Source organism: Mesorhizobium sp. B1-1-7 (assembly GCF_006442705.1).
Lineage (GTDB): Bacteria > Pseudomonadota > Alphaproteobacteria > Rhizobiales > Rhizobiaceae > Mesorhizobium > Mesorhizobium opportunistum.
In genome coordinates, this window is record NZ_VFWQ01000012.1 from 227004 (window position 1) to 249072 (window position 22069).

General features: G+C 63.8%; 22 protein-coding genes. 13 read left to right on the plus strand and 9 right to left on the minus strand.

Going from position 1 to position 22069, the window contains the following annotated elements; genetic code table 11:
* Positions 1-43 precede the first annotated feature (43 nt).
* Genes FJ978_RS21955 through FJ978_RS21965 form a run of 3 tightly spaced genes read left to right on the plus strand, consistent with a single transcriptional unit; the run spans position 44 to position 3476 of the window.
* Positions 44-991: an ABC transporter permease gene (locus tag FJ978_RS21955; RefSeq protein ID WP_140573911.1), complete on the plus strand. Its 948-nt coding sequence runs from the start codon at positions 44-46 to the stop codon at positions 989-991.
* On the plus strand, positions 988-1857 hold the full coding sequence (locus tag FJ978_RS21960; protein ID WP_140573967.1) for an ABC transporter permease: 870 nt from the start codon (positions 988-990) through the stop codon (positions 1855-1857). The genes FJ978_RS21955 and FJ978_RS21960 overlap by 4 nt, the downstream gene beginning before the upstream one ends.
* Positions 1854-3476: a dipeptide ABC transporter ATP-binding protein gene (locus FJ978_RS21965; RefSeq protein WP_140573913.1), complete on the plus strand. Its 1623-nt coding sequence runs from the start codon at positions 1854-1856 to the stop codon at positions 3474-3476. Before FJ978_RS21960 ends, FJ978_RS21965 begins: the two co-directional genes overlap by 4 nt.
* 15 nt (positions 3477-3491) lie before the next feature.
* Here FJ978_RS21965 and FJ978_RS21970 read toward each other — a convergent pair whose 3' ends face one another.
* A complete protein-coding gene (locus tag FJ978_RS21970) occupies positions 3492-3923 on the minus strand; it encodes a TerB family tellurite resistance protein (RefSeq protein WP_013895014.1) in 432 nt (143 codons plus the stop codon).
* A 115-nt stretch (positions 3924-4038) separates the two neighbouring features.
* Between FJ978_RS21970 and FJ978_RS21975 the strand changes: the two genes are divergently transcribed.
* From FJ978_RS21975 to FJ978_RS21990, 4 genes are all read left to right on the plus strand, one after another.
* Positions 4039-4824: a TSUP family transporter gene (locus FJ978_RS21975; RefSeq protein ID WP_140573915.1), complete on the plus strand. Its 786-nt coding sequence runs from the start codon at positions 4039-4041 to the stop codon at positions 4822-4824.
* A 51-nt stretch (positions 4825-4875) separates the two neighbouring features.
* Positions 4876-5046, plus strand: a complete 171-nt coding sequence (locus FJ978_RS21980) for a hypothetical protein (protein WP_127369211.1) — start codon at positions 4876-4878, stop codon at positions 5044-5046.
* 103 nt (positions 5047-5149) lie between these two features.
* The gene (locus FJ978_RS21985) at positions 5150-5980 is read left to right on the plus strand and encodes an AraC family transcriptional regulator (protein WP_140573917.1); all 831 of its coding nucleotides are present in this window, start codon (positions 5150-5152) and stop codon (positions 5978-5980) included.
* 128 nt (positions 5981-6108) lie between these two features.
* Entirely contained in the window at positions 6109-6528 is a 420-nt protein-coding gene (locus FJ978_RS21990; protein ID WP_140573918.1) for a VOC family protein, read from the plus strand.
* A 7-nt stretch (positions 6529-6535) separates the two neighbouring features.
* On the opposite strand, the gene FJ978_RS21995 is transcribed toward FJ978_RS21990, so the two are convergent.
* Positions 6536-8011: a cobyric acid synthase gene (locus FJ978_RS21995; protein WP_140573920.1), complete on the minus strand. Its 1476-nt coding sequence runs from the start codon at positions 8009-8011 to the stop codon at positions 6536-6538.
* 3 nt (positions 8012-8014) lie between these two features.
* Complete coding sequence (locus FJ978_RS22000) at positions 8015-8629, minus strand: dimethylsulfonioproprionate lyase family protein (protein WP_140573922.1); 615 nt, start codon at positions 8627-8629, stop codon at positions 8015-8017.
* A gap of 139 nt (positions 8630-8768) precedes the next feature.
* On the opposite strand from FJ978_RS22000, the gene FJ978_RS22005 reads away from it, so the two are divergent.
* The 3 genes from FJ978_RS22005 (at position 8769) to mmsB (ending at position 11335) form a co-directional block, all read left to right on the plus strand.
* Positions 8769-9935 carry an isobutyryl-CoA dehydrogenase gene (locus tag FJ978_RS22005; RefSeq protein ID WP_140573924.1) on the plus strand — a complete coding sequence of 389 codons (1167 nt, stop codon included), beginning with the start codon at positions 8769-8771 and terminating at the stop codon, positions 9933-9935.
* A gap of 42 nt (positions 9936-9977) precedes the next feature.
* Positions 9978-10346, plus strand: coding sequence for a four helix bundle protein (locus tag FJ978_RS22010; protein ID WP_140573926.1), 369 nt, complete (start codon positions 9978-9980; stop codon positions 10344-10346).
* 104 nt (positions 10347-10450) lie between these two features.
* Positions 10451-11335 (plus strand): 3-hydroxyisobutyrate dehydrogenase, encoded by an 885-nt coding sequence (mmsB, locus tag FJ978_RS22015; protein WP_140573928.1) that lies wholly within the window; start codon positions 10451-10453, stop codon positions 11333-11335.
* 289 nt (positions 11336-11624) lie between these two features.
* Here mmsB and FJ978_RS22020 read toward each other — a convergent pair whose 3' ends face one another.
* From FJ978_RS22020 to FJ978_RS22045, 6 genes are all read right to left on the minus strand, one after another.
* On the minus strand, positions 11625-12269 hold the full coding sequence (locus tag FJ978_RS22020) for a cytochrome c oxidase assembly factor Coa1 family protein (protein ID WP_140573930.1): 645 nt from the start codon (positions 12267-12269) through the stop codon (positions 11625-11627).
* 147 nt (positions 12270-12416) lie between these two features.
* Positions 12417-13796 (minus strand): aspartate aminotransferase family protein, encoded by a 1380-nt coding sequence (locus FJ978_RS22025; protein WP_140573932.1) that lies wholly within the window; start codon positions 13794-13796, stop codon positions 12417-12419.
* A gap of 49 nt (positions 13797-13845) precedes the next feature.
* Entirely contained in the window at positions 13846-13971 is a 126-nt protein-coding gene (locus FJ978_RS22030; RefSeq protein ID WP_023780401.1) for a hypothetical protein, read from the minus strand.
* Positions 13972-14108: 137 nt separating this feature from the next.
* Positions 14109-16172, minus strand: coding sequence for a prolyl oligopeptidase family protein (locus tag FJ978_RS22035; RefSeq protein ID WP_140573934.1), 2064 nt, complete (start codon positions 16170-16172; stop codon positions 14109-14111).
* Positions 16173-16270: 98 nt separating this feature from the next.
* Positions 16271-17434 carry an MFS transporter gene (locus FJ978_RS22040; RefSeq protein ID WP_181176745.1) on the minus strand — a complete coding sequence of 388 codons (1164 nt, stop codon included), beginning with the start codon at positions 17432-17434 and terminating at the stop codon, positions 16271-16273.
* Positions 17431-18612: an MFS transporter gene (locus tag FJ978_RS22045; protein ID WP_140573936.1), complete on the minus strand. Its 1182-nt coding sequence runs from the start codon at positions 18610-18612 to the stop codon at positions 17431-17433. Before FJ978_RS22045 ends, FJ978_RS22040 begins: the two co-directional genes overlap by 4 nt.
* A gap of 255 nt (positions 18613-18867) precedes the next feature.
* Between FJ978_RS22045 and FJ978_RS22050 the strand changes: the two genes are divergently transcribed.
* The 3 genes from FJ978_RS22050 to FJ978_RS22065 form a co-directional block, all read left to right on the plus strand.
* Positions 18868-20445, plus strand: coding sequence for a trimethylamine methyltransferase family protein (locus tag FJ978_RS22050; RefSeq protein ID WP_140573938.1), 1578 nt, complete (start codon positions 18868-18870; stop codon positions 20443-20445).
* Between the two features lie 378 nt (positions 20446-20823).
* Positions 20824-21309 carry a DUF559 domain-containing protein gene (locus tag FJ978_RS22060; RefSeq protein WP_140573971.1) on the plus strand — a complete coding sequence of 162 codons (486 nt, stop codon included), beginning with the start codon at positions 20824-20826 and terminating at the stop codon, positions 21307-21309.
* The coding region (locus tag FJ978_RS22065) for an FAD-binding oxidoreductase (RefSeq protein ID WP_140573940.1) at positions 21306-22069 on the plus strand (764 nt) is incomplete at its 3' end. The genes FJ978_RS22060 and FJ978_RS22065, both read left to right, overlap by 4 nt.

Below are 22069 nucleotides of genomic sequence, written 5' to 3' on the forward strand. Positions count from 1 at the left end.
ACCTGTTGGTTGCCATCGGCAACACCACCGTCCCTCATCTCCCATGACCGCCTACCTCCTCAAGCGCCTCGCCATCGCGCTCGCCACGCTGGTGCTGGCTACCATGGTGGTGTTCGCCGTGCTGGAAATCCTTCCCGGCGACCCTGCCCGGCTGATGCTGGGCATGAACGCCAGCGCCGACCAGGTCGAGTTGCTGCGCAACCAGATGGGCCTCAACGCACCGCTGCCATGGCGCTACCTGCATTGGGCCGGCGGCCTGCTCAGCCTCGATTTCGGCCGCTCCTATACCTATTCGGTGCCGGTCATCGATCTCGTGCGCGAACGGCTTGCCGTGTCGCTGCCGCTGGCGCTGATCGCGCTTGTGCTGTCCACGGTCATCGCCATTCCGGTTGGCCTGTTTTCCGCCAGCCGGCGCGGACGGGCCGGCGACACCGTGGCGATGGGCGCGGCGCAGCTTGGCGTCGCCGTGCCCAATTTCTGGTTCGCGCTGATGCTGATCTATATCTTCGCCGTCTGGCTGCGCCTAGTTCCGGCCGGTGGCTTTCCCGGCTGGGGAGCCGGTGTCTGGCCGGCGCTGAAATCGCTGCTGTTGCCGGCGGTCGCGCTTGCCTTGCCGCAAGCGGCGATCCTGGCACGTGTCACCCGCTCGGCGCTGATCGAGGTGCTGAACGAGGATTACATCCGCACCGCCCGCGCCAAGGGCCTGCCCTATCGCGCCATACTTTGGCGGCACGCGCTGCGCAACGCCATGATCCCGGTGCTGACCATTCTCGGTCTGCAATTCGCCTTCCTGCTTGCTGGCACCATCATCATCGAGAATGTTTTTTATCTCCCCGGCCTCGGCCGGCTGGTGTTCCAGGCCATCACCCAGCGCGACCTGATCGTCGTCGAAAGCGTCGTCATGCTGCTGGTCGCCACCGTGATCGCCGTCAACCTCATCGTCGATCTTTCCTATGCGGTCGTCGATCCGCGCCTGAGAAGCCGGCAATGACCCTACACATCGACATTCCCGAAGAGACATTCGGCAGCATCCTGGCCAAGGCATTCCGGAACACCGCTTTCGTCACCGGCTTCGTCATCACCTTGCTCATCCTGGTGATGGCAATCGTCTCCTATGTCTGGACGCCCTACGATGTGACGAAGCTGGTCATAGCCGACAAGACGCAAGGCCCCTCGCTGGCGCATTGGTTCGGTACCGACCATTTCGGCCGCGACATCCTGTCGATGATCATGATCGGCGCCCGCAATTCGATTGCGGTGGCTTTTGTAGCGGTCGGCATCGGCATGGGCGTCGGCGTGCCGCTCGGCGCCTTTGCCGCGGCGCGCGGCGGCCTCGTCGACGAGGCGCTGATGCGCATCAACGATCTCGTCTTCGCCTTCCCCGCGCTGCTGTCGGCGATCATGGTCACCGCCATCTTCGGGCCGGGCGCCGTCAACGCCATCATCGCCATCGGCATTTTCAACATCCCGGTGTTCGCACGGGTCGCCCGGGCCGGCGCGCTGGCGATCTGGCCGCGCGAATTCATCCTGGCCGCGCGCGCCGCGGGAAAAAGCAGCACGCAGATATCGATCGAACATGTCTTGCCCAACATCGCCACGCTGCTCCTGGTCCAAGGCACCATCCAGTTCGCGCTGGGCATCCTGGCCGAAGCCGGGCTTTCCTACCTCGGCCTCGGCGCGCAGCCGCCAATGCCGAGTTGGGGCCGCATGCTGTTCGACGCCCAGACCCGCATGGTGGTGGCGCCCTGGATGGCGATCTTTCCCGGCATGGCGATCGTCGTCACCGTGCTCGGCTTGAATCTCCTGGGCGACGGCATCGCCGACATTCTCGACCCGAAATCGCGGCGGCAGCGATGAGCCTGCTGGAGATCGAGAACCTGTCGCTCGCCATCGGCGACACGCCGATCCTGAAAGGCGTGGAACTCTCCCTTGCATCAGGCGAAGTCATGGGGCTGGTCGGCGAATCCGGCTCCGGCAAATCGATGACCGCGCTGACGGTGATGCGGCTTCTGCCCCACGCCGCGCGCGCCACAGGGCGCGTCACCTTCGATGGGATAAATATCCTCGCCGCAACGGAGGACCAGATGTGCGCGCTGCGCGGCGACGACATCGGCATGGTGTTCCAGGAGCCGATGACCGCTCTCAACCCGGTCAAGACCATCGGAGAACAGGTAGCCGAAGGCATACGCTGGCACACCAGGACCACACGCGCGGAAGCTGAAGAGCGGGCGCGAAAAATGCTCGACCGCGTCGGCCTTCCCTCGGCAAAATTCCCGCTGTCGCGCTATCCGCACGAACTGTCCGGCGGCCAGCGCCAGCGCGTCGTCATTGCCATCGCCTGTGCGCTGAAGCCGAAGCTGCTGATCGCCGACGAACCGACAACGGCCCTCGATGTGGTGCTGCAGGCGCAAATCCTCGACCTCCTGCGCGACCTCGTGGCGGAGAGCCGCATGGGCCTGCTGCTGATCTCGCACGACCTCGCCGTGGTGACCGAGATGGCCGACCGCATCGCCATCCTGCGCCATGGTGAGGTGATGGAGGCCGGCGACACGGCGCGCACGCTGTCCGAACAGCTCCACCCCTATACGCGCCAGCTGGCGCAAGCCTCCATGCATGTGCCGGCGCGCGCCAAGCCGCATGGCGCTGGAACAGGCAAGCCCTTGCTTCAGGTCGAGAACGTGACCCGTGACTATGCCGGCCGGCGCACCGCGCTGTTCAGGCGCGCGCCCGACATACGCGCCGTCGACGATGTCTCCCTGTCGATGGCGCCGGGTCAATCAATGGCGCTGGTCGGCCGCTCCGGCTGCGGCAAGTCAACGCTCGCCCGGATGATCCTGGCACTGGACCGGCCAAGCGCCGGCACGATCCGGTTTCGCGGCGACACCATCACCGGCAAGCGCGAAGCAGAGCTGAAGCCGGCGCGACGCGACATGCAGGTTGTCTTCCAGGATCCCTATGGCTCCTTCGATCCGCGCCAGAAGGTGGAAAGGCTGGTCGCCGAGCCGCTGCATGTGCTGGAAAAGAAACCGACCCGCGCCGAGCGTCGCGAGATGGTGGCGCATGCGCTGCACGAGGTTGGCCTCGGCATCAGCGACATGGACAAATACCCGCACGAATTTTCGGGCGGCCAGCGCCAGCGGCTGTCGATCGCGCGCGCCATCATCACCCGCCCCAAGCTGGTCGTCGCCGACGAGCCGGTCTCGGCGCTCGACGTCTCGATCCGCGCCCAGATCCTCGATCTGTTCGCCGAACTCAACCAGAAGCTCGGCATCGCCTATCTCTTCATTACCCATGACCTGACCGTCGCCCGCGCCATCACCGACGAGGTGCTGGTCATGCATGACGGCAAGATCGTCGAGCGCGGCAGGACGAACGAGGTGCTCGATCATCCGCAATCCGAGGCCGCCAGGGCGCTGGTTGCCGCCGCCCCGGACCTGCACAGGGCAATCGCGCGCCGGATGCAGGAGCAAGGTTAAGAAGGCGGTTCGCCCCTACTCTTCCGGCTTCACCACATCGACTGGACTGATGTCGAGCAGATCGAGCGTACGGCGCAGCAGGCGCACCTCGGTCTCGGCCAGTTGCGAATCCGCCTTGGCAATCTCGGCCATATGCTGCGCCAGTTGCTTGCGCCGTTCGACGTCGAGATCGCGGAACAGTGCAATCGCCTGCGAGCCGTTGGTCTCGTAGCCGAACTCGTTGAGGTATTCGATAACGCTGTCGATGCTGCTTTCCTGAATGCCGAAGGCGTCCTTGCAGATGCGCCGGAAGGCCACCATCTCGCTCTCGCTGACTGTGCCGTCAGCCAGAATCATGCGGAACAGCATCAGAAGTTCGGCCGACAGGACGGGATCGTCCGCCACCTTGCGCACGCCCGGGTCGCCGTCGAAGATCGAACGTATCTGATCCAGCAATGCGAATGCCATCGGTGCCCCTTTCCGATTCCTCTTCACTAGAGTTAGCGCGGAATCGGCCTTGCGCAAATGGGGCGGTCGTGATCGAACGCCGCTATCTCGGCAGACCGACGCTCCCACGGATCAGATGATCGATCTCAGCATCCAGACAGTTGCCATGCTCGCCTTCGCCGCCTTTGCGGCGGGCTTTGTCGATTCGATTGCCGGCGGCGGCGGACTGATCACCATTCCGGCTCTGCTGCTGGCCGGTTTCTCGCCGGTCGAGGCGCTTGGAACCAACAAGCTGCAAGGCATGTTCGGCTCCGGGTCGGCGACCATCCACTATGCCTCCAAGGGCCATGTCGACCTGCGCCGGCAATTGCCGTCGGCGCTGCTGGCGCTGGCCGGAGGCGCCGTAGGCGCCTTGCTGGCCACCATCGTCCCGGGCGATCTCCTGCGCGCCCTGCTGCCCCTGATACTGATTGCTATCGCGCTCTATTTCGCGCTCAAGCCCAACATGAACGACGTCGACCGCGCCGAACGCCTGTCGCCATTCCTGTTTGGACTGACCCTGGTGCCGGCAGTCGGCTTCTATGACGGCCTGTTCGGGCCTGGCGCCGGCTCATTCTATATGCTGGCGTTCGTCGCGCTCGCCGGCTACGGCGTGCTCAAGGCTACGGCGCATACCAAACTGCTCAACTTCGCCTCCAACATCGGCGGCTTCGTCGTCTTTGCCGCCGTCGGCGTCATCTCCTGGAAGATCGGCCTGATGATGGGCGTTGCCCAGTTCCTCGGCGCCCGCGTCGGCGCCAGCCTGGCCATGCGCATCGGCGCCAGACTGATCAAGCCGCTGCTGGTAATCGTCTGCCTGGCACTGGCGGTGAAGCTGCTGGCCGACCCGGCCAACCCACTGCGTGTCATGATTGGTGTGTGATCACGCGACTGTTACAATGGCGCTGTTCGAATCATGTTGGAGGAGCCAGACATGAATCTCAGCGCGCCTACCCAGATTGTTTTCATCATTTCCCTAGTCATTGCCATCATCGGCATTCTCGCCGCGCTTGGCATTCTTGCGTTCATTCCAATCGCATCGGTGTGGATCGTTCTCATCGCCTACATCGTACTCGCCGCCGGTTGCCTGATGCGCGGCGCCTGACAAGTTTCCCGCAAAGTGGGGACCGAGAGCGCCCGGCCGAAAGCCGGGCGCTTTTGATTCCGGTCAAGGCTCTGCTAGATTTGCCTTGGCGGAAGGATGACCGATGCCAATAGAGATGCAGCGCCGGACGGAACAGGACCGCTCGGTCGCCGGGCGGTTCGAGATGCGTCGGCGCCTTCCCGATCCTGCGCTCGAGGGCATCGTGTCCGACATCTGCGGCTATCGCGAAACGGCGCCCGGCCATTTCCGCAACATCGAATACGCGTCGCTCATCGTGCCGCTGGTGATCAGCTTCGCCGAGCCCTTCGCCATCGGCCTCGGCAAGACACCCGGCGACAACGACCGCTTCGCCAGTTTCGCTGCCGGCCTTTTCGCCGGGCCGGTGCTGATCGAATCCTTCGGCGCCGCCTGCTGCGTCCAGGTCAACTTCACGCCGCTTGGCGCGCGCCGGTTCTTCCGGCTGCCGATGAGCGAACTGACCGACAGCATGGTCGTGCTCGACGACGTGCTGGGCACCGAAGGCGTGGCGCTGCGCGAAAGGCTTGGCAATGCACCGGATTGGACGACGCGTTTTGACATCGCCGAAGCCTTCGTCGCCGCCCGTCTGACGAGTGCGGCGCAAACACCGCTCGAAATCGCCTGGGCCTATGACCGCATCATCGCCTCCGGCGGCCGGACCCGCATCGCGTCGCTCGCCGAAAGGCTGGGCTGGAGCCGCAAGCACCTGGCGGGAAAATTCTCCGACGCGATCGGCATCGGCCCCAAGACGCTGTCGCGCATCGTCCGCTTCAACCGGGCGCTCGGCCTGTCGAGGCAGCCCGCGGCCCACTGGGCGGATATCGCTGCCGATTGCGGCTATGCCGACCAGGCGCATCTGGTGCGCGAATTCCGCGACCTTGCCGGCGGGACGCCGACGGCGGTTTCGGCCAGGTAACATTTCTTCAAGACGCTGGAACCGTCCTCGCCGAGAGTGATGCATGTCGCCCAAAAGTGCGCAGCGGTTTTGGGACAACAACATGCACAAACTGGATGCATCGACCAGTTCAGATGAAGGAGGTTCCCATGCCCACTACCACCGAAGCCCCTCGCCTCTACCCTGCCCTGCGCTATGAAAACGCGGCGAAAATGATCGACTGGCTCTGCGAAGCCTTCGGTTTCACCGTCCGCGCCCGCTATGGCGAAGGCGATGTCGTGCACCATGCCGAACTGGTCTTCGGCTCCTCGATGATCATGCTGGGCACGGTGCGAGACGACGATTACGGCAAGATGGTCGGCGAGCCCGGCACAGGCGGCGGCAAGTCGATCTACATCGCCGTCGACGACGCCGATGCCGCCTATGCCAAGGCCAGGCAGGCCGGCGCCACGATCATCCAGGAATTGACCAACCGCGACTATGGCAGCCGCGAGTTGATCTGCCGCGACCCGGAAGGCAATGTCTGGTCATTCGGCACCTACTGGCCGAAGGCGGGAGAAAAAGCGTAGCGCCGCTCTACCGAGCCAGCCCAAAAATCGCGTCACAGTCGAGATGGGTCTCCAGCTCGGCCGCGACGTCGTCCAGCGCCCGCTCGACGTCGGCGCGATAATCGATGCCGCCGCCTTTGACGCCAAGGCTTTCGAGGAATTTTCCGCGAAAGCCGTCGGCGCCGAACAGGCCATGCATATAGGTGCCCAGCACCTTGCCGTCGGTGGAAACAGCACCATCCTCGACGCCATTGATGATCGCCGACGGTCGCATCGTGTCCGGGCCGGTGGTCCGGCCGAGATGGATTTCGTAGCCTTCGAGCGGCAGGTCGAATTGCACCGAGCGCGCGCTGACATTGCGCACCGTCTTCTCCGGCTCCATCACCGTTTCGATGTCGAGCAGGCCGAGCCCTTCGGCCTCCTTGACACTGCCTTCGATACCGTCGGGATCACGCACCAACCGGCCCAGCATCTGGAAGCCGCCGCAAATGCCAACAACGTGACCGCCGCGCTTGCGATGCACCGCAATATCCTGGTCCCAGCCGTTTTCGCGGAATTTCAGGAGATCGCCGATCGTCGACTTGGAGCCGGGAATGACCACCAGCCCGGCATCGGCCGGCAACGGCTTTCCCGGCGGCACGAACACCACTTCGACCTGCGGTTCGGCTTTCAGCGGGTCGAGATCGTCGAAATTGGCGATCCGCCCAAGCATCGGCACCGCCACCTTCAGCGCGCGTTTCCCGCCGGACACCAGCCGTTCCAGCACCACCGAATCCTCCGAGGGCAGCCGCGCCGCCGCCTTCAGCCACGGCACGACGCCAAAGCAGCGCCAGCCGGTGAATTTTTCGATCGCCTTCAGGCCGTCATCGAACAGCGAGACATCGCCGCGAAACTTGTTGATGAGGTAGCCGACGATCATGCGCCGGTCCTCTTCCGGCAGGATCAGATGCGTGCCGGCAACCGAGGCGATGACGCCGCCGCGATCGATGTCGCCGACCAGCACCACCGGCACGTTCGCACGTGTCGCAAAGCCCATATTGGCGATGTCGCGGCTTCGGAGGTTGATTTCGGCAGGCGAGCCGGCGCCCTCGACGATGACCAGATCCGCGTCCTCACCGACCTTGCCCCAGGAATCCAGGACGGCATCCATCAGCCGGCCCTTCAGCGCTTGGTAGTCGCGCGCCCGCGCCTCGCCGAACACCTTGCCCTGCACGATGACCTGCGCGCCGACATCGGTCTGCGGCTTGAGCAGCACCGGGTTCATGTGGACTGACGGCGCGACCCCACACGCGATCGCCTGCAGCCACTGCGCGCGGCCGATCTCGCCACCGCCATGGTTGTTGTCGCCGGGAATGTCGGCGACGGCTGCATTGTTCGACATATTCTGCGGCTTGAACGGCCGCACCTTCAGCCCGCGCTTTTTCGCTGCACGGCACAGCCCAGCGACCAGAACGGTCTTGCCGACATCAGAACCAGTGCCCTGCAGCATAATGGCTTTGGCCATGGTTCAGCCCCTGCCCTGCGCCACGGTTCCGGTGATCTCGGATTTCTGCGCCAGAGGCCCACCGCGCCAGATGTAGAGCGCCAGCAGGGGCTCCTGGCCGGTGCGCATGGCGTGGTTGACATTGGAAGCGTGGTGAACGATCTCGCCGGCCTCCCGCTTGCGAAAGCCCCCCTCGCCCATGCGCCACTCGGTGCCGCCGGTCAACGGAATGTAGATTTCCTCGGCGACGTGATGATGGTCGGGATAGACGACGTCAGGCCCAAGAATCAGCAGGCCGGCCGCGGCCTCGTCATTGGCGAAGTGGCCACGCGTGCCGAATACCTCCAGCCAGCCGTAATTGTCGACGAACGCGCTGCCGAAATCCGACTCGCTGTAGGTCTGCCCCCAATGCAGATTGCCGCGTTGCCCGGCAACCCATCGCACCAGAGGCTTCGCATCCAGGGGCGCCAGTTCGACGGCGCGATCGAGATGGCGCAAGCAGCCAAGCGGATGCGGCTCAAGTGCGCGAGCCGGCATGTCCCAGCCGATGCGCGCCACGGCCTCGCGCACCAGCGCGTTGTCCACGCAAGTGAGATAGGCGTGGAACCGCCCCAGCAGTTCGTCGAATTTTGTCGTCACATCTCACTCCGGACATGCATTCGTGCACAGCCGCTCCGCGGCGGGTCGGGTTGCGCGGCGGCATCATTGGTCTAGATTGGTGCGCGCGCAAAGCCAAAAACGACAGGCCAGCAGGTCGAAAACCATCAGGGAGAACGCCATGGACGCCGCGGTCGATGCGAGCACCAGCCAGTTCGAACTCAATGAGGAACAGCGCGCCATCCAGGAGATGGCGCAGGCCTTCGCCGCCGACCGCGTCGCGCCGAATGCGCTCGACTGGGACCGCAGGAAGCATTTCCCAGCCGATGTGATCCGCGAGACCGGCCCGCTCGGCCTCGGCGGCATCTATATCAGGGACGATGTCGGCGGCTCCGCGCTCGGCCGGCTCGACGCCGTGCTGATCTTCGAGGCGCTGTCGCACGCCGATCCGGCCTTTTCGTCCTTCATCTCGATCCACAACATGGTGGCATCGATGATCGACCGCTTCGGCAATGACGAGCAGCGCCAGCGTTTTTTGCCCAAGCTCACCTCGATGGAATGGCTGGCGAGCTACTGCCTGACCGAGCCGGGTTCGGGATCCGATGCCGCCGCGCTGAAGACGCGCGCGGTGAAGAGCGGCGGCGACTACATCCTCAACGGCACAAAGCAGTTCATCTCGGGCGCCGGCGACAGCGATGTCTATGCTGTCATGGTCCGCACTGGCGCCGATGGTCCGAAAGGCATTTCCACCATCATCGTGCCCAGGGATGCGCCGGGCCTCTCCTTCGGCGCCAACGAGCACAAGATGGGCTGGCACATGCAGTCGACCCGCCAGGTCATCTTCGAGGATTGCAAGGTGCCGGCGGAAAACCTGTTGTCGAGCGAAGGCGCCGGTTTCGGTATCGCCATGGCCGGGCTCGACGGCGGCCGGTTGAACATCGCCGCCTGTTCGCTGGGCGGTGCGCAGTCGGCACTCGACAAGGCGCTGTCCTACACCGCCGAGCGCAAGGCCTTCGGCTCGAAGATCAACCAGTTCCAGGCGCTGCAGTTCAGGCTGGCCGACATGGAGACCGAGTTGCAGGCGGCGCGCATCTTCCTCTATGCGGCTGCCTCCAAACTCGACCACAAGGCGCCTGATGCCGGCAAATGGTCGGCTATGGCCAAGCGCTTCGTCACCGACACCGGCTTCAACGTCGCCAACGATGCGCTGCAACTGCTCGGCGGTTATGGCTATCTGCACGATTACGGCATCGAGAAGCTGGTGCGCGACCTGCGCGTCCACCAGATCCTCGAAGGCACCAACGAGATCATGCGCGTCATCATCGCGCGGGCGCTGATCGGACGGTAAGGCAGTAGGCAGTAGGCAGTAGGCAGTAGGCAGTAGGCAAAGATGACCGGCAAGATCAATTCATACAAGGATCTTATCGTATGGCAGCAGTCGATGGACCTGGCCGTCGCCGCCTATTTCTTGACCAAGACATGGCCCAAAGAGGAATTGTACGGACTGACCAGCCAGATCCGTCGTTCAGCGACATCTATCCCTGCAAACATCGCCGAAGGTTATGGTCGGGACAACAGAGGCTCTTATCAACAGTTTCTCAGGATAGCCCAAGGTTCGACGAAGGAGCTCGAGACACACCTCCAGATCGCAGAGCGGATTGGCCTTGCCACACATGATCAAGCCAATCAGCTACTGTTAGCGACCGAGGCCATCGGAAAAATGCTTCGCCAGCTTATAATAAAACTTGCACCCGAATAGATCGCCCTACTGCCTACTGCCTACTGCCTACTGCCTACTGCCTACTGCCTACTGCCTACTGCCTACTGCCTACTGCCTACTTACCCAAATCACGGAGCGCCACTATGACCACCATCGCCTTCATCGGCCTCGGCAATATGGGCAATCCGATGGCTGCCAATCTGGTCAAGGCGGGGCATGCCGTCCATGGCTTCGATCTGGTGCCGGAGAATTTGACGGTCGCGCGCCAGCACGGCGTTGTCGTTATGGCGAATGCCTTGGCCGCGGTGAAGGATGCCGATGTGGTCATCACCATGCTGCCGGCCGGCAAGCACGTGCTGTCGGTCTATGAGGACATCGCGCCCAAGGCAAAAAAGGGCACGCTGTTCATCGATTCCTCAACCATCGATGTCGAATCGGCACGCAAGGCGCATGCGACAGCCGCAAGGCATGGCTTGCTGTCGATCGATGCGCCTGTTTCGGGCGGCACCGGCGGTGCGACGGCCGGCACGCTGACCTTCATGGCCGGCGGTTCAGACGATGCCTTCGCCGCCGCCGAGCCGATCCTGAAGCCGATGGCCGGCCGCATCGTCCATTGCGGCGGCGACGGCGCCGGCCAGGCGGCGAAGATCTGCAACAACATGATCCTCGGCATTTCGATGATCGGCGTCGCCGAAGCCTTCGTGCTGGCGGAAAAGCTCGGTCTGTCGCATCAGGCACTGTTCGACGTCGCCTCGACATCGTCCGGCCAGTGCTGGTCGCTGACCACCTATTGCCCCGTGCCCGGCCCGGTGCCCACTTCGCCCGCCAACAGGGACTACAAGCCAGGCTTTGCAGCCGCATTGATGCTGAAAGACCTGAAATTGTCGCAGGAAGCCGCCCAGGCTTCCGGCGCCGTGACGCCGCTGGGCGCCGAGGCAGCCCAACTCTACGCCCTGTTCAACGCTCAAGGAAATGGCGGCGCCGATTTCTCCGGCATAATTAATTTTCTGCGCGGGAACCCCGCATAACAAACTGATATAATTGGCTCTTCTGAATTCTCCAGCCAGAAAAACCGTAAATTTAGATTTGCTTAAGCTCTCGATAACTCCGCGGTAACGATGTCCCTATAAAACGGATGGCGAGGCGGACATATCACATCCGCCCGGCGCTCCGGATCAGGTCTCGCGTACCGGAGCCCGTAAGTTCGACAAGTGCCCATAAGTTTCGCAAATTGTTTGCGTAGCGAAGCGCCTGCGTATCTGGCAAAGCCGCGTTCCCGATGGAGCGCGGTTTTTGCGTTTCTGCCGCTTCCGAAGTTCATATTCCAATTGCCGCGTTCGGAATCGGAACGTGATCTTCGTTGGTCAGCACGATCGGCGCGTCCTCCCCGTCCACCCTGACGACGAGCAGGCGCGTGCTCCATGTGCCGGCGTTGCGAACCAGGCGCGAATACACCGTGCCCTTGCCCTTGGCGCCATGGACCGGAATGCTGAACTGGGCATCCCCCGCGCCATTCGCATTGACGTCGAGATTGCCTCCGACCCAGAAATTGTCGGTCACGTCCTCGCCGATAGCGGCTTTCACGCGCGTGTCGGCGCGAATGGCATCCATGGTCATGTGATAGGCGTCGCTGCTTTTCAGAACGAAAGGAATGCTGCCGACCATCGTCGCGCAGCCGCCGATGCCAACCACCCACACGGCCAGCCCGGCGATCGCCCAGTTGCGCTGCGTCTTGCGGAACTGTTCGGCGTCGCGCCAGGCACGATTCTGCCAGGCCCAGCGGCTGCCGCGCGCGCCGAGTACGATGATCATGACGATGTTGACCAACGGGATCAGCGCCAGCAGCGCGATGAAGGTGCTGTTGCCGATGCCCCAGATCCAGTTGAGGAAAAAGGCGCCCCAGTTCCAGCGGTCGAGCTCGGCCGGAATCTCAGCCGGCTGGTTGAGCGGTTGTCCTGCCATCAAGTCTCCCTTCGGCGAACGGCCTCGACGGCTTGTAGCCGATAGCGCCGATGACCGGAACCCTTGGCCCTCCGGCAGGAAGGGAACAAGAGGCCGGCTCAGGACGGGAACGCAGGCGTCCCGGACAACGGGACGCCTGCCGGTATCTCACCGCTTGCGCAGATCCGCTTGCGCCAGGTCCAGCGCCTTGCCGATACGCTCGCAAGCCATGTCGATCGTGTCGCGGGTCCAGATCAGCGGCGGCGACAGGATCATCGTGTCGCCGGTGGCGCGCAGCATCATGCCGTTGGTGATCGCATGGTCGCGCACGGTCACCGCGGCACTTCCCGACGGCAGGAACCGTTCCTTGGTCGCCTTGTCCTTGACGATCTCGATCGCGCCCATCAGGCCGATCGAGCGCACCTCGCCGACCAGATCGTGCCCGGCGATGCGTTCCTGCAGGGCCTTGGCAAAATAAGGCCCGGTGTCGTTCCTGACCCGCTCGACCAGGCCTTCCCTTTCGATGATCTCCAGGTTCTTCAGCGCCACGGCGCAGGCCACCGGGTGCCCGGAATAGGTGTAGCCGTGATTGAACTCGCCGCCCTTCTCGACCAACGTCGAGGTGATACGGTCGCCGACCAGCAGCGCCGACAGCGGCTGATAGCCTGATGTCAGTGCCTTGGCCGTGGTGATGGTGTCCGGCTCGATGTCGAAGGTCTGGGCGGCGTACCATTCGCCGGTGCGGCCGTAGCCGGTGATGACCTCGTCCAGCATCAGCAGCACATCGTATTTGCGGCAGATGCGCTGCACTTCCGGCCAGTAGCTCATCGGCGGTATTTTCACGCCGCCCGCCCCCATCACCGGCTCGCCGATGAAGGCAGCGACCTTGTCGGCGCCGGCCTCGAGGATGGCATCCTCCACGGCCTTGGCCGCGCGCAGGCCGAAATCGTGATCGCTTTCGCCCGGCAGCGCCAGCTCGTAGGCATAGGGCATCATCACATGGACGATGTTGGGCACGGCGCCGCCGAGCTGCTTGTGCATGGCATCCATGCCGCCGAGCGAGGTGCCGGCTATGGTCGAGCCGTGATAGGCCATCTTGCGCGAGATGACGCGGTTCTTCTCCGGCTTGCCTTCCAGCACCCAGTAGTGACGGGCAAGTCGTAGCGCCGTATCGTTCGCCTCCGAGCCGGAGGAACCATAGAAGACCTGGTTGACGTTCTTCGGTGCGATTTCAGCCAGTTTCTTGGACAACAGCACCGGCGTCGGCGTCGAGCATTTGAAGAAGGAATTGTAATAGGGCAGCTCCTTCATCTGCGCATAGGCGGCCTCCGCCAGTTCGTCGCGGCCATAGCCGATGTTGACGCACCACAGGCCGGCCATGCCGTCCAGCAGTTCCGTTCCTTCGGAATCGTAGATGAACGGGCCGTTGGCATGGGTGATGATGCGCGCGCCCGCCTGACGCAACTCCTTGTGGTCGGTGAAGGGATGCAGATGGTGCGCGGCGTCGATCTGCTGAAGCTGCTTCAGCGAATAATTCTGATAGGTCATGTCTGATCTTTCCTCTGGATTCAATCCGGCTGGCGCCGGGGCGAAGTCGTCAGAGGATGGCAGGCGGCGAATAGCCGATGCGGGCGCACAGCCGCAAAAGCTCGGCGCGCAGCGTGCGCGATGACGGTGTCACCGCAACCCGGAATGCGCGAGCTGATAGCCTGGCCAGAGTCATGGCAGGCACCTTAGAGCAAATCCATGAAAAGTGTGAAACGGTTTTCGGTCCGGAATCGCCAAGAAAATCGCCAAGAAAAAGGATTCAGGGCAAAGGGTGGTTCGACCACCCTTTGCCTGGCGGATGACGGGATACGGCTAGGCCTTGCCGCTTAGCGCCCTCTGCAGGAATACATATTTCATCGCCGTCTGCATCGCTTGAGGCCGACGGTCGCCGCGCCCGCCATGCCCGCCCTCGGTTTCCTCGAAGAACAGCGTCCTGGCGTGACCGGCCTCCTGCAGCCGGGCCGCCATCTTGCGCGCATGGCCGGGATGGACCCGGTCGTCCGCCGTCGATGTGGTCAGCAGCACCGGCGGATAGGCGACGTCCGCATCGACATGCTGGTAGGGCGAATAGGCGGAAAGCCATTTGGCGTCTTCGGGCTTCGACGGATCGCCATATTCGGCCATCCACGAGGCGCCCGGCGGCAATTGCGTGTAGCGCAGCATGTCGAGCAGCGGCACCTCGACGATGACGGCGCCGAACAGTTCCGGGTGCTGCGTCAGGGAAACACCGGTCAGCAAGCCGCCATTCGAGCCGCCCTGGATGCCGAGCGAGGCAGCCGTGGCGATGCCGCGCCGGACGACGTCCTCGGCGACCGCGGCGAAATCGTCAAAACCATTCTGGCGTTTGTCCTTCAGCGCCGCCTGATGCCAGGCCGGGCCGAATTCGCCGCCGCCGCGGATGCAGGCCTGCACATAGGCGTTGCCCTTCTCCAGCCACAGCCTGCCGCGCACGCCGGCATAGCCGGGCAGCAACGGCACTTCGAAGCCGCCATAGCCATAGAGCAACGTCGGCACGGGCCCCTTCTGGTCGCGCCGCCGGACGACGAAATAAGGGATCATCGTGCCGTCCTTCGAGCGCGCCTCGAACTGCTCCGAAATCAGCGGCGAGGCATCGAAGCGCGCTGGCTGCGACTTCACGGTTTCAAGCGTCGCGCCATCGTCATCAGACCAGATGATCGAGCTCGGTGTCAGGAAATCGGTGAAGGAGAAGGAGACGCTGGAGCCGAAATGCTCGGCATGGCTGATGCCGACGGTGCCGTTTTCAGGCAGGGCGACCGGCTTCAGCGACCAGGCGCCGTCCTTGCGTCCGCAGACGAGAACCTTGCCGCGCACATTGTCCATCAGGCTGATGAACAACCGGTCCTGCGTGCGGGCTAGGCCGGCGATCGACACGCGATGCGCCGGCGCGAGCAAGGCCTCGATAGCGCCAAGGCTGCCGGTTTCGATCCAGTGCGCGAAATCGAGCGAATAGAGCCCGTCCGGCTGGCAGGCAGTGCCGTCGGGCGCCGTCCAAGGGGTGCGCACCCCGAACACCATCTGGTCCTTGAAAAGCGCGGTGTCGGTGACGTCGTCCGGCAGCGGGATGCTCCTGTTTTCGCCAGACGGGAGATGCAGGAAACTGTGCGATGCGAAGAAGTTGAGTGTCCGCGCCAGAAACAGATGGCGCTTCTCGCCGTCGAACTCGACCCCGGCGCCGACGGCGAGATCTTCCTTCTGCGCCTCGAAGATCGGCGTCGCGTCTTCGAGCTTGGTGCCCCGCTTCCAGAGCTTGACCACGCGCGGATAGCCGGACTCGGTCTTGTCCGCTTCCTCGAAGGCTGCCGAGACGATGACCGTGTCTTGATCCAGCCAGCCGAAACCCGATTTCGAGGCCGGCGCGCGGAATCCGCCCTCGATGAACGATTTGGTCTCGATGTCGAACTCGCGCATCTCGCTGGCATCGCCACCATCCGGCGACATCGAGAGCAGGCAGCGGCTGAATTCCGGATAGAGCCGGCTGGCGCCGCTGAACACCCATTTGATCCCCTCCTTCGCCGCGAGCTGATCGAAGTCGATGATCGTTTCCCACTCCGGCTTCTCGGTCTTGTAGGAAGCGACGGTCGTGCGGCGCCAGAGGCCGAGCGCATTGGTCTTGTCCTGCCAGAAATTATAGACATGGCCCGCAATCGCGGCGCCCACCGCGATGTTGTCCTCGGCCGTCATCAGGTCGAGCGCGGTCTGGAACGATGCCTGGTAGGACGGATCGCCCTGCAATTGCCCAACCGTGACTTCGTTCTGACGGTGCACCCAGTCCAGCGACTGTTTGCTGGTCCTGTCCTCCAGCCAGAGGAAGGGATCGTCCGTGCTGGAGTCTGGCTTGGCGATAGGTTTGGTCATGGAATCTCCGATAGGCATACTTCGGCATGCAACATCGACATGCCTTGTCCGATATTTAATAGGCGCTGCACTTGAGCCAAGAATAGCTGACCAAGGAATTAGGCTTTCCCGCGACCAGCGAGGCTCGCAACCGCCAGCGCCAGGCACAGCAGGCCAAGCGTGAGCGGCAGGCCGCCCGCGCCCAGCACATCCATGACGCTTCCCGCCACCGGCGGCACGGCGATGCCGCCGACACCCCACATCAGCGAAAAGGCGGCATTGCCGGCGACCAGTGTCGAACCGGTGAAGCGCTCGCCGAGTTCGATGATCGACATCGTGTAGATGCCGTACGAAACCGCGCCCCAGATGAAGATCATCGGCCAGATCAGCGGTGTCTCAATGAGAAAAGGCAACAGCGCGCATCCGAGCGCCGTAGCGCTTATGCAGACCAGCCGCACGAACCGCGCCGTCAGCCTTTCCGCCAGCAGGCCGAGCGGCACCTGCATGGCGATGTTGCCGGCAATCATCACCGTGAGCAACGCCGACATCCGGGCTTCGGCGATGCCGTAATGCGTGCCGTAAACCGGCAGCAAGGCCAGCGCGCCCTGTTCGAAACCGGCGGCCACGATGACCGCAAACAAAAGCAGCCAGGCCAGTGGCACGAAGCCAAGAACGGAAACCTGGTGTCCGGCCTCGTCCACCTTTGGCAGGCGCGGCAGCACGGATGCCAGGCAGATGCCGCACAGCACGAAGGCGCAGATGCCGACGAGAAACGGTGGCCAGCCCAGCGTGCCCACGGCAAGCAGGCAGAGTGGACCGGCCGCGAAGCCTGCCGAAATGATCGTCGAATAGATGCCCATGATGCGGCCGCGCCGGGCCGGCGGCGCCAGCGCGATCACCCAGATTTCGCTTAAAACATAGAGCGGATTGGTCACGACGCCGATCAGGAAACGCAGCGGGAACCACAGGTAGACATTCTGCGTCCAGCCGATCAGCGCCAGCACCACGGCCGAAAGTGCCGCACAGGTGAGCGCCGTGCGCCCTGCTCCGAACCGGCGTGCCAGCGCCGGAATGAGCGGCGACGAGACGATGAAGCCGATCGGCGTCATGGCAGCCGACAGTCCGATCATCGCCGGCGAGACGCCCTGCCGCTGCAGGATGAAGCTCAACAGCGGATAGGACAGCCCCTGCGCGATGGCGAACACCGAGACGGTCGCGATCACGCCGGTGATCGCGGCCCATTGCATCCCTGTCTCGCCGTTGCCGGGGCTGGCCGCGATCATGTCTGCCCGCTCCGGCGGACCGACGAGCGATAGAGTGCAAAGATCACCAGCAAGGCGTCGAGGCCGATGATCACGATCGGCAGGCCGAGCGGGCCGATGCCCTGCATGAGCAGGCCGGCGCTCGGCGGGCCGACAATACCGCCAACGCCCCACAGCAAGGCGAAGGCCGCATTGCCGGTGACCAGCAGCGTGCCCCTGAACCGGCTGCCGAGTTCGACCAGCGCCATCGTGTAGACGCCGTAGCCGACCGCGCCCATGACCAGCAGCACGCCCCAGACAAGCGGCGTCATGATCAGCAGCGGCAGCAGAACCGCGCAGACGGTGGTCGCCATCGCGCAGGCCAGGATCATGGGGCGGCCGCCGAAACGCTCCGCCAGCAGGCCAAGCGGGATCTGCAGCAGGATATTGCCGAGGGAAAGCGCCATGACCAGCGCGGCGAGCACCGCTTCCGGAAGGCCATAGCCGGCGCCGAAGACCGGGACCAGCGCATAGGTGCTTTGCTGGACGGCGGCCGAGACCAGCACGGCCAGCAGCAGAGCCGGCGCCAGGCGGGCGAAGCTGAGAAAACTGCCGGCGGGCTGGCCGTCATCTTCGAAACCGGTGAGCCTCGACGAGACAAGACGCAGAATGACCGCGCAAAGCACGAAGCCGCCGATGCCGACGCTGAAGGGAGCCCAGCCCGACGTACCGACCAGGGTCAAGGTGAAGGGCCCGGCCGCATAGCCGGCACCCATCAGCGTGTTGAACACGCCCATGACCCGGCCTCGCCGCGATGGCGCCGCCAGTGACAGCGCCCAGACCTCGCCAAGGATGTAGAGCGGATTGATGACCACGCCGATGATGAACCGGATGACATACCAGGCCACCCAGTTCTGCAGATAGCCGACGCCCAGGAAGCACAACGCGCCGATCAGCGAACAGCCGACTGCAAGGTTGCGCGCCCCGACCAGCCGCACCGCCGCCGGCACGAAGGAAGCCGACAGGATCAGACCGAGCGGCATCATCGCCGCCGACAGGCCGATCAACCCGGGCGACATGCCCTGCTTCTGCATCAGGAGCGTGAACAGCGGCGAGCTCAGCCCCTGCGCGGCGCCGAACATGGCAAGCGCTGCGGTGACGCCGGTGAGCGCTGCCCACTGCGTCCCCGCTTCGACCTCGCTCGTGCTGGTTGCGACCATGTAATTATCCATGTGGGATGCCGGCTGGCGTCCCGGCCGGCAAGCGTCACCAGCTACTGGTTCGGCCGGGGGAAAGAAAGGGCCGGTAAGGGAATTCCGCTTGCGCCAATGGTCGAATGATCGAGGCGATGTCGCGGCCACGCCGCTGCCGTCCGGTCATGTCGCTTCCCTCGCCCTAGTGGTCGCCGCCTCCGCAATGGTCGGCGGGCCGCCGGTCCATTATGCCGCCCGCTATCGCATCCTACGAGGACCATCATGACCGCCGCCCTACAATCTGCAGAACCGGCTTTGGCACCCGACCGTGCCCGCCGTGGCGGCCGCGCCGGAAAGCGCGCCGGAGGCTCGGCCGCGTTCGAGCAGCCGCCTTTCCGCCAACTGAAAAACCCTCTGGCGCCGACCAGGCTGGTTTCGGACGACGAGCTGGAATCGATCCACCTCGCCTCCTTGCGCGTGCTCAGGGAAATCGGCGTCGACGTCCTGCACGACGAGGCCCGCCGCATCATGAAGGCCCATGGCGCGGATGTGCGCGAAGGCACCGAGCGGGTGCGCTTCGACAGCGACTTGATCCTCGAATTGGTCTCGCACTGCCCGTCTGAATTCACGATGCATGCGCGCAATCCCGCGCACAATCTCCGCTTCGGCGGCAACAATGTGATCCTGTCGATGATGGCGTCGGCGCCGAACTGCTCCGACATCGATCGCGGCCGTCGCCCTGGCAATCAGGCTGACTACCGCAATTTCCTGCGCCTGGCGCAGATGCACAACATTCTGAACTGCACCGGCGGCTATCCGGTCGAGCCGACCGACATCCACCCGTCGGTCCGCCACCTCGAATGCATACGCGACCTCGCCACGCTGACCGACAAGGTGTTTCACATCTATTCGCTCGGCAAGGAGCGCAACGTCGACGGCATCGAGATCGCCCGCATCGCGCGCGGCATCAGCCATGAGCAGATGCTGGAGGAGCCGTCGGTCTTCACCATCATCAACACCAACTCGCCGCTCAAGCTCGACGTGCCGATGATGGAAGGCATCATCCAGATGTCGAGCAAGGGCCAGGTCGTCGTCGTCACGCCCTTCACCCTGTCGGGCGCAATGGCGCCCGTCACCATCGCCGGCGCGCTGGTGCAACAGAATGCCGAGGCGCTGTCCGGCATCGCCTTTGCCCAGATGGTGCGCAAAGGCGCGCCTGTCGGCTATGGCGGCTTCACCTCGAATGTCGACATGAAGTCCGGCTCGCCAGCCTTCGGCACGCCCGAATACATGAAGGCGCAATTGGTCGGCGGCCAGCTTGCCCGCCGCTACAACATCCCCTACCGCACCTCCAATACATGCGCGGCCAACACGGTCGACGCACAGGCGGCCTATGAAAGCGTGTTCTCGCTGTGGGGCGCCATCCAGGGCGGCGGCAATCTGATGATGCACGGCGCCGGCTGGCTCGAAGGCGGCCTGCGCTGCTCCTATGAGAAGACCATTCTCGACATAGACCTGTTGCAGATGGTGGCGGAGTTCCTGACCCCGCTCGACCTGTCCGATGAAGCGCTCGGCTTCGACGCCATCCAGTCGGTTGGACCCGGCGGCCACTTCTTCGGCACCCAGCACACGCAGGATCGCTACAAGACTGCCTTCTATTCGCCAATTCTCTCCGACTGGCGCAACTTCGAGACCTGGGCGGAAGCCGGATCGCCGACGGCATTGGAAAAGGCCAACAAGGTCTGGAAGGAACGGCTGGCATCCTACGAAGACCCCTATATGGACCCGGCGATCCGTGAAGAACTCAACGCCTTCGTCGAAAAGCGCCGCTCCGAGGGCGGTGCGCCGACCGATTTCTGATCAATGTCGTTGATGAACGGTCGACCCCCACTCCGTCGAGCTGCGCTCGACACCTCTCCCCCGATCGACGGGGGAGAGGAAGGGCGCGAGCTTATGCAGCCTGGCACCTTTCCTCTCCCTCCGGAGGGGGGAGAGGTGGCTCGGCGAAGCCGAGACGGAGTGGGGGAAGCCGTTGACGAAGCGCCCGGCCGCCGCAAGACGGGCACCGCTCAACGCGCGCGAGAGCTTAGGCAGTCAGGCAATCAAGCGGATCTGATGAACGGTCGCCCCCCACTCCGTCGAGCTTCGCTCGACACCTCTCCCCCGATCGACGGGGTAGAGGAAAGGCGCGAGCTTATGCCGGCTGGCTCCCTTCCTCTCCCTCCGGAGGGGGGAGAGGTGGCGCCGCGAAGCGGCGACGGAGTGGGGGAAGCCCGCCCCGCAACACGCAGCCGCCGCAAAACGGGCACAACTCAGCGAGCGAGAAACCTTAGGCAAGGCGATAATCAAGCCGAAGCATTGCTTTGGCTTGAATTGAAAGCCCGCAAGCTTGGTGGCTACAAATTCACCCGCCAATTCTCCATCGGCCCTTTCTTCGCCGATTTCGCTTGCCGCGAAAAATGGCTCGTCGTCGAGATCGACGGCTCACAACACGCAGACAGTTCCTCTGACCGCCGCCGCGATGACTTCATGCGCTCCGAAGGCTATTCGATCCTGCGTGTCTGGAGCCACGACGTCCTGAAGCATCGCACTCCCGTCTCTGAAACCATTCTTGCCGCGCTTGATGGCAGGCTGGCGGAAAACGTCGCCGTATCCGACCTACGCTTTGTCTTCGCGCCGCACTCACTCGATTCAATCTCTCTAAAAACGGACCTATCTTCATGAAATCCCATGTAAAAGCGGTTGTCATCGGCGGCGGCGTCGTCGGCTGCTCGGTTCTCTACCATCTGGCCAAGGCCGGCTGGACCGACATCATGCTGATCGAGCGCTCGGAGCTCACTTCCGGCTCGTCCTGGCACGCGGCAGGCGGCTTCCACACGCTGAACGGCGACCCCAACGTTGCCAAGCTGCAGGCCTACACCGTGCAGCTCTACAAGGAGATCGAGGAAATCTCGGGCCAATCCTGCTCGCTGCATCTGACCGGCGGCGTGATGATGGCCGATACGCCCGAGCGCATGGACTTCCTGCGGCTGGCCCACGCCAAGGGCCGCTATCTCGGCATGGACACCGAGCTGATCACCCCTTCCGAAGCCAAGGCGATGTTCCCGCTGATGGACGAGACCAACTTCGTCGGCGCCATGTGGGATCCGGTCGAAGGCCATCTCGATCCCTCGGGCACGACGATCGCCTATTCCAAGGCGGCCAAGAAGCTCGGCGCGGAGATCGTGCTGCGCAACCGCGTCGTCGACCTGACGCAGCAGCCCGACGGCACCTGGAACGTCGTCACCGAACAGGGCACGGTCCACGCCGAGCATGTCGTCAACTGCGGCGGCCTGTGGGCGCGCGAGATCGGCCGCATGGTCGGCGTCGAACTGCCGGTGCTGGCCATGGAGCACATGTACCTGCTCACCGAGCCGATGCCCGAGGTCGAGGAATTCAACAAGTCGACCGGCCGCGAAATGATCGGCGTACTCGACTTCAAGGG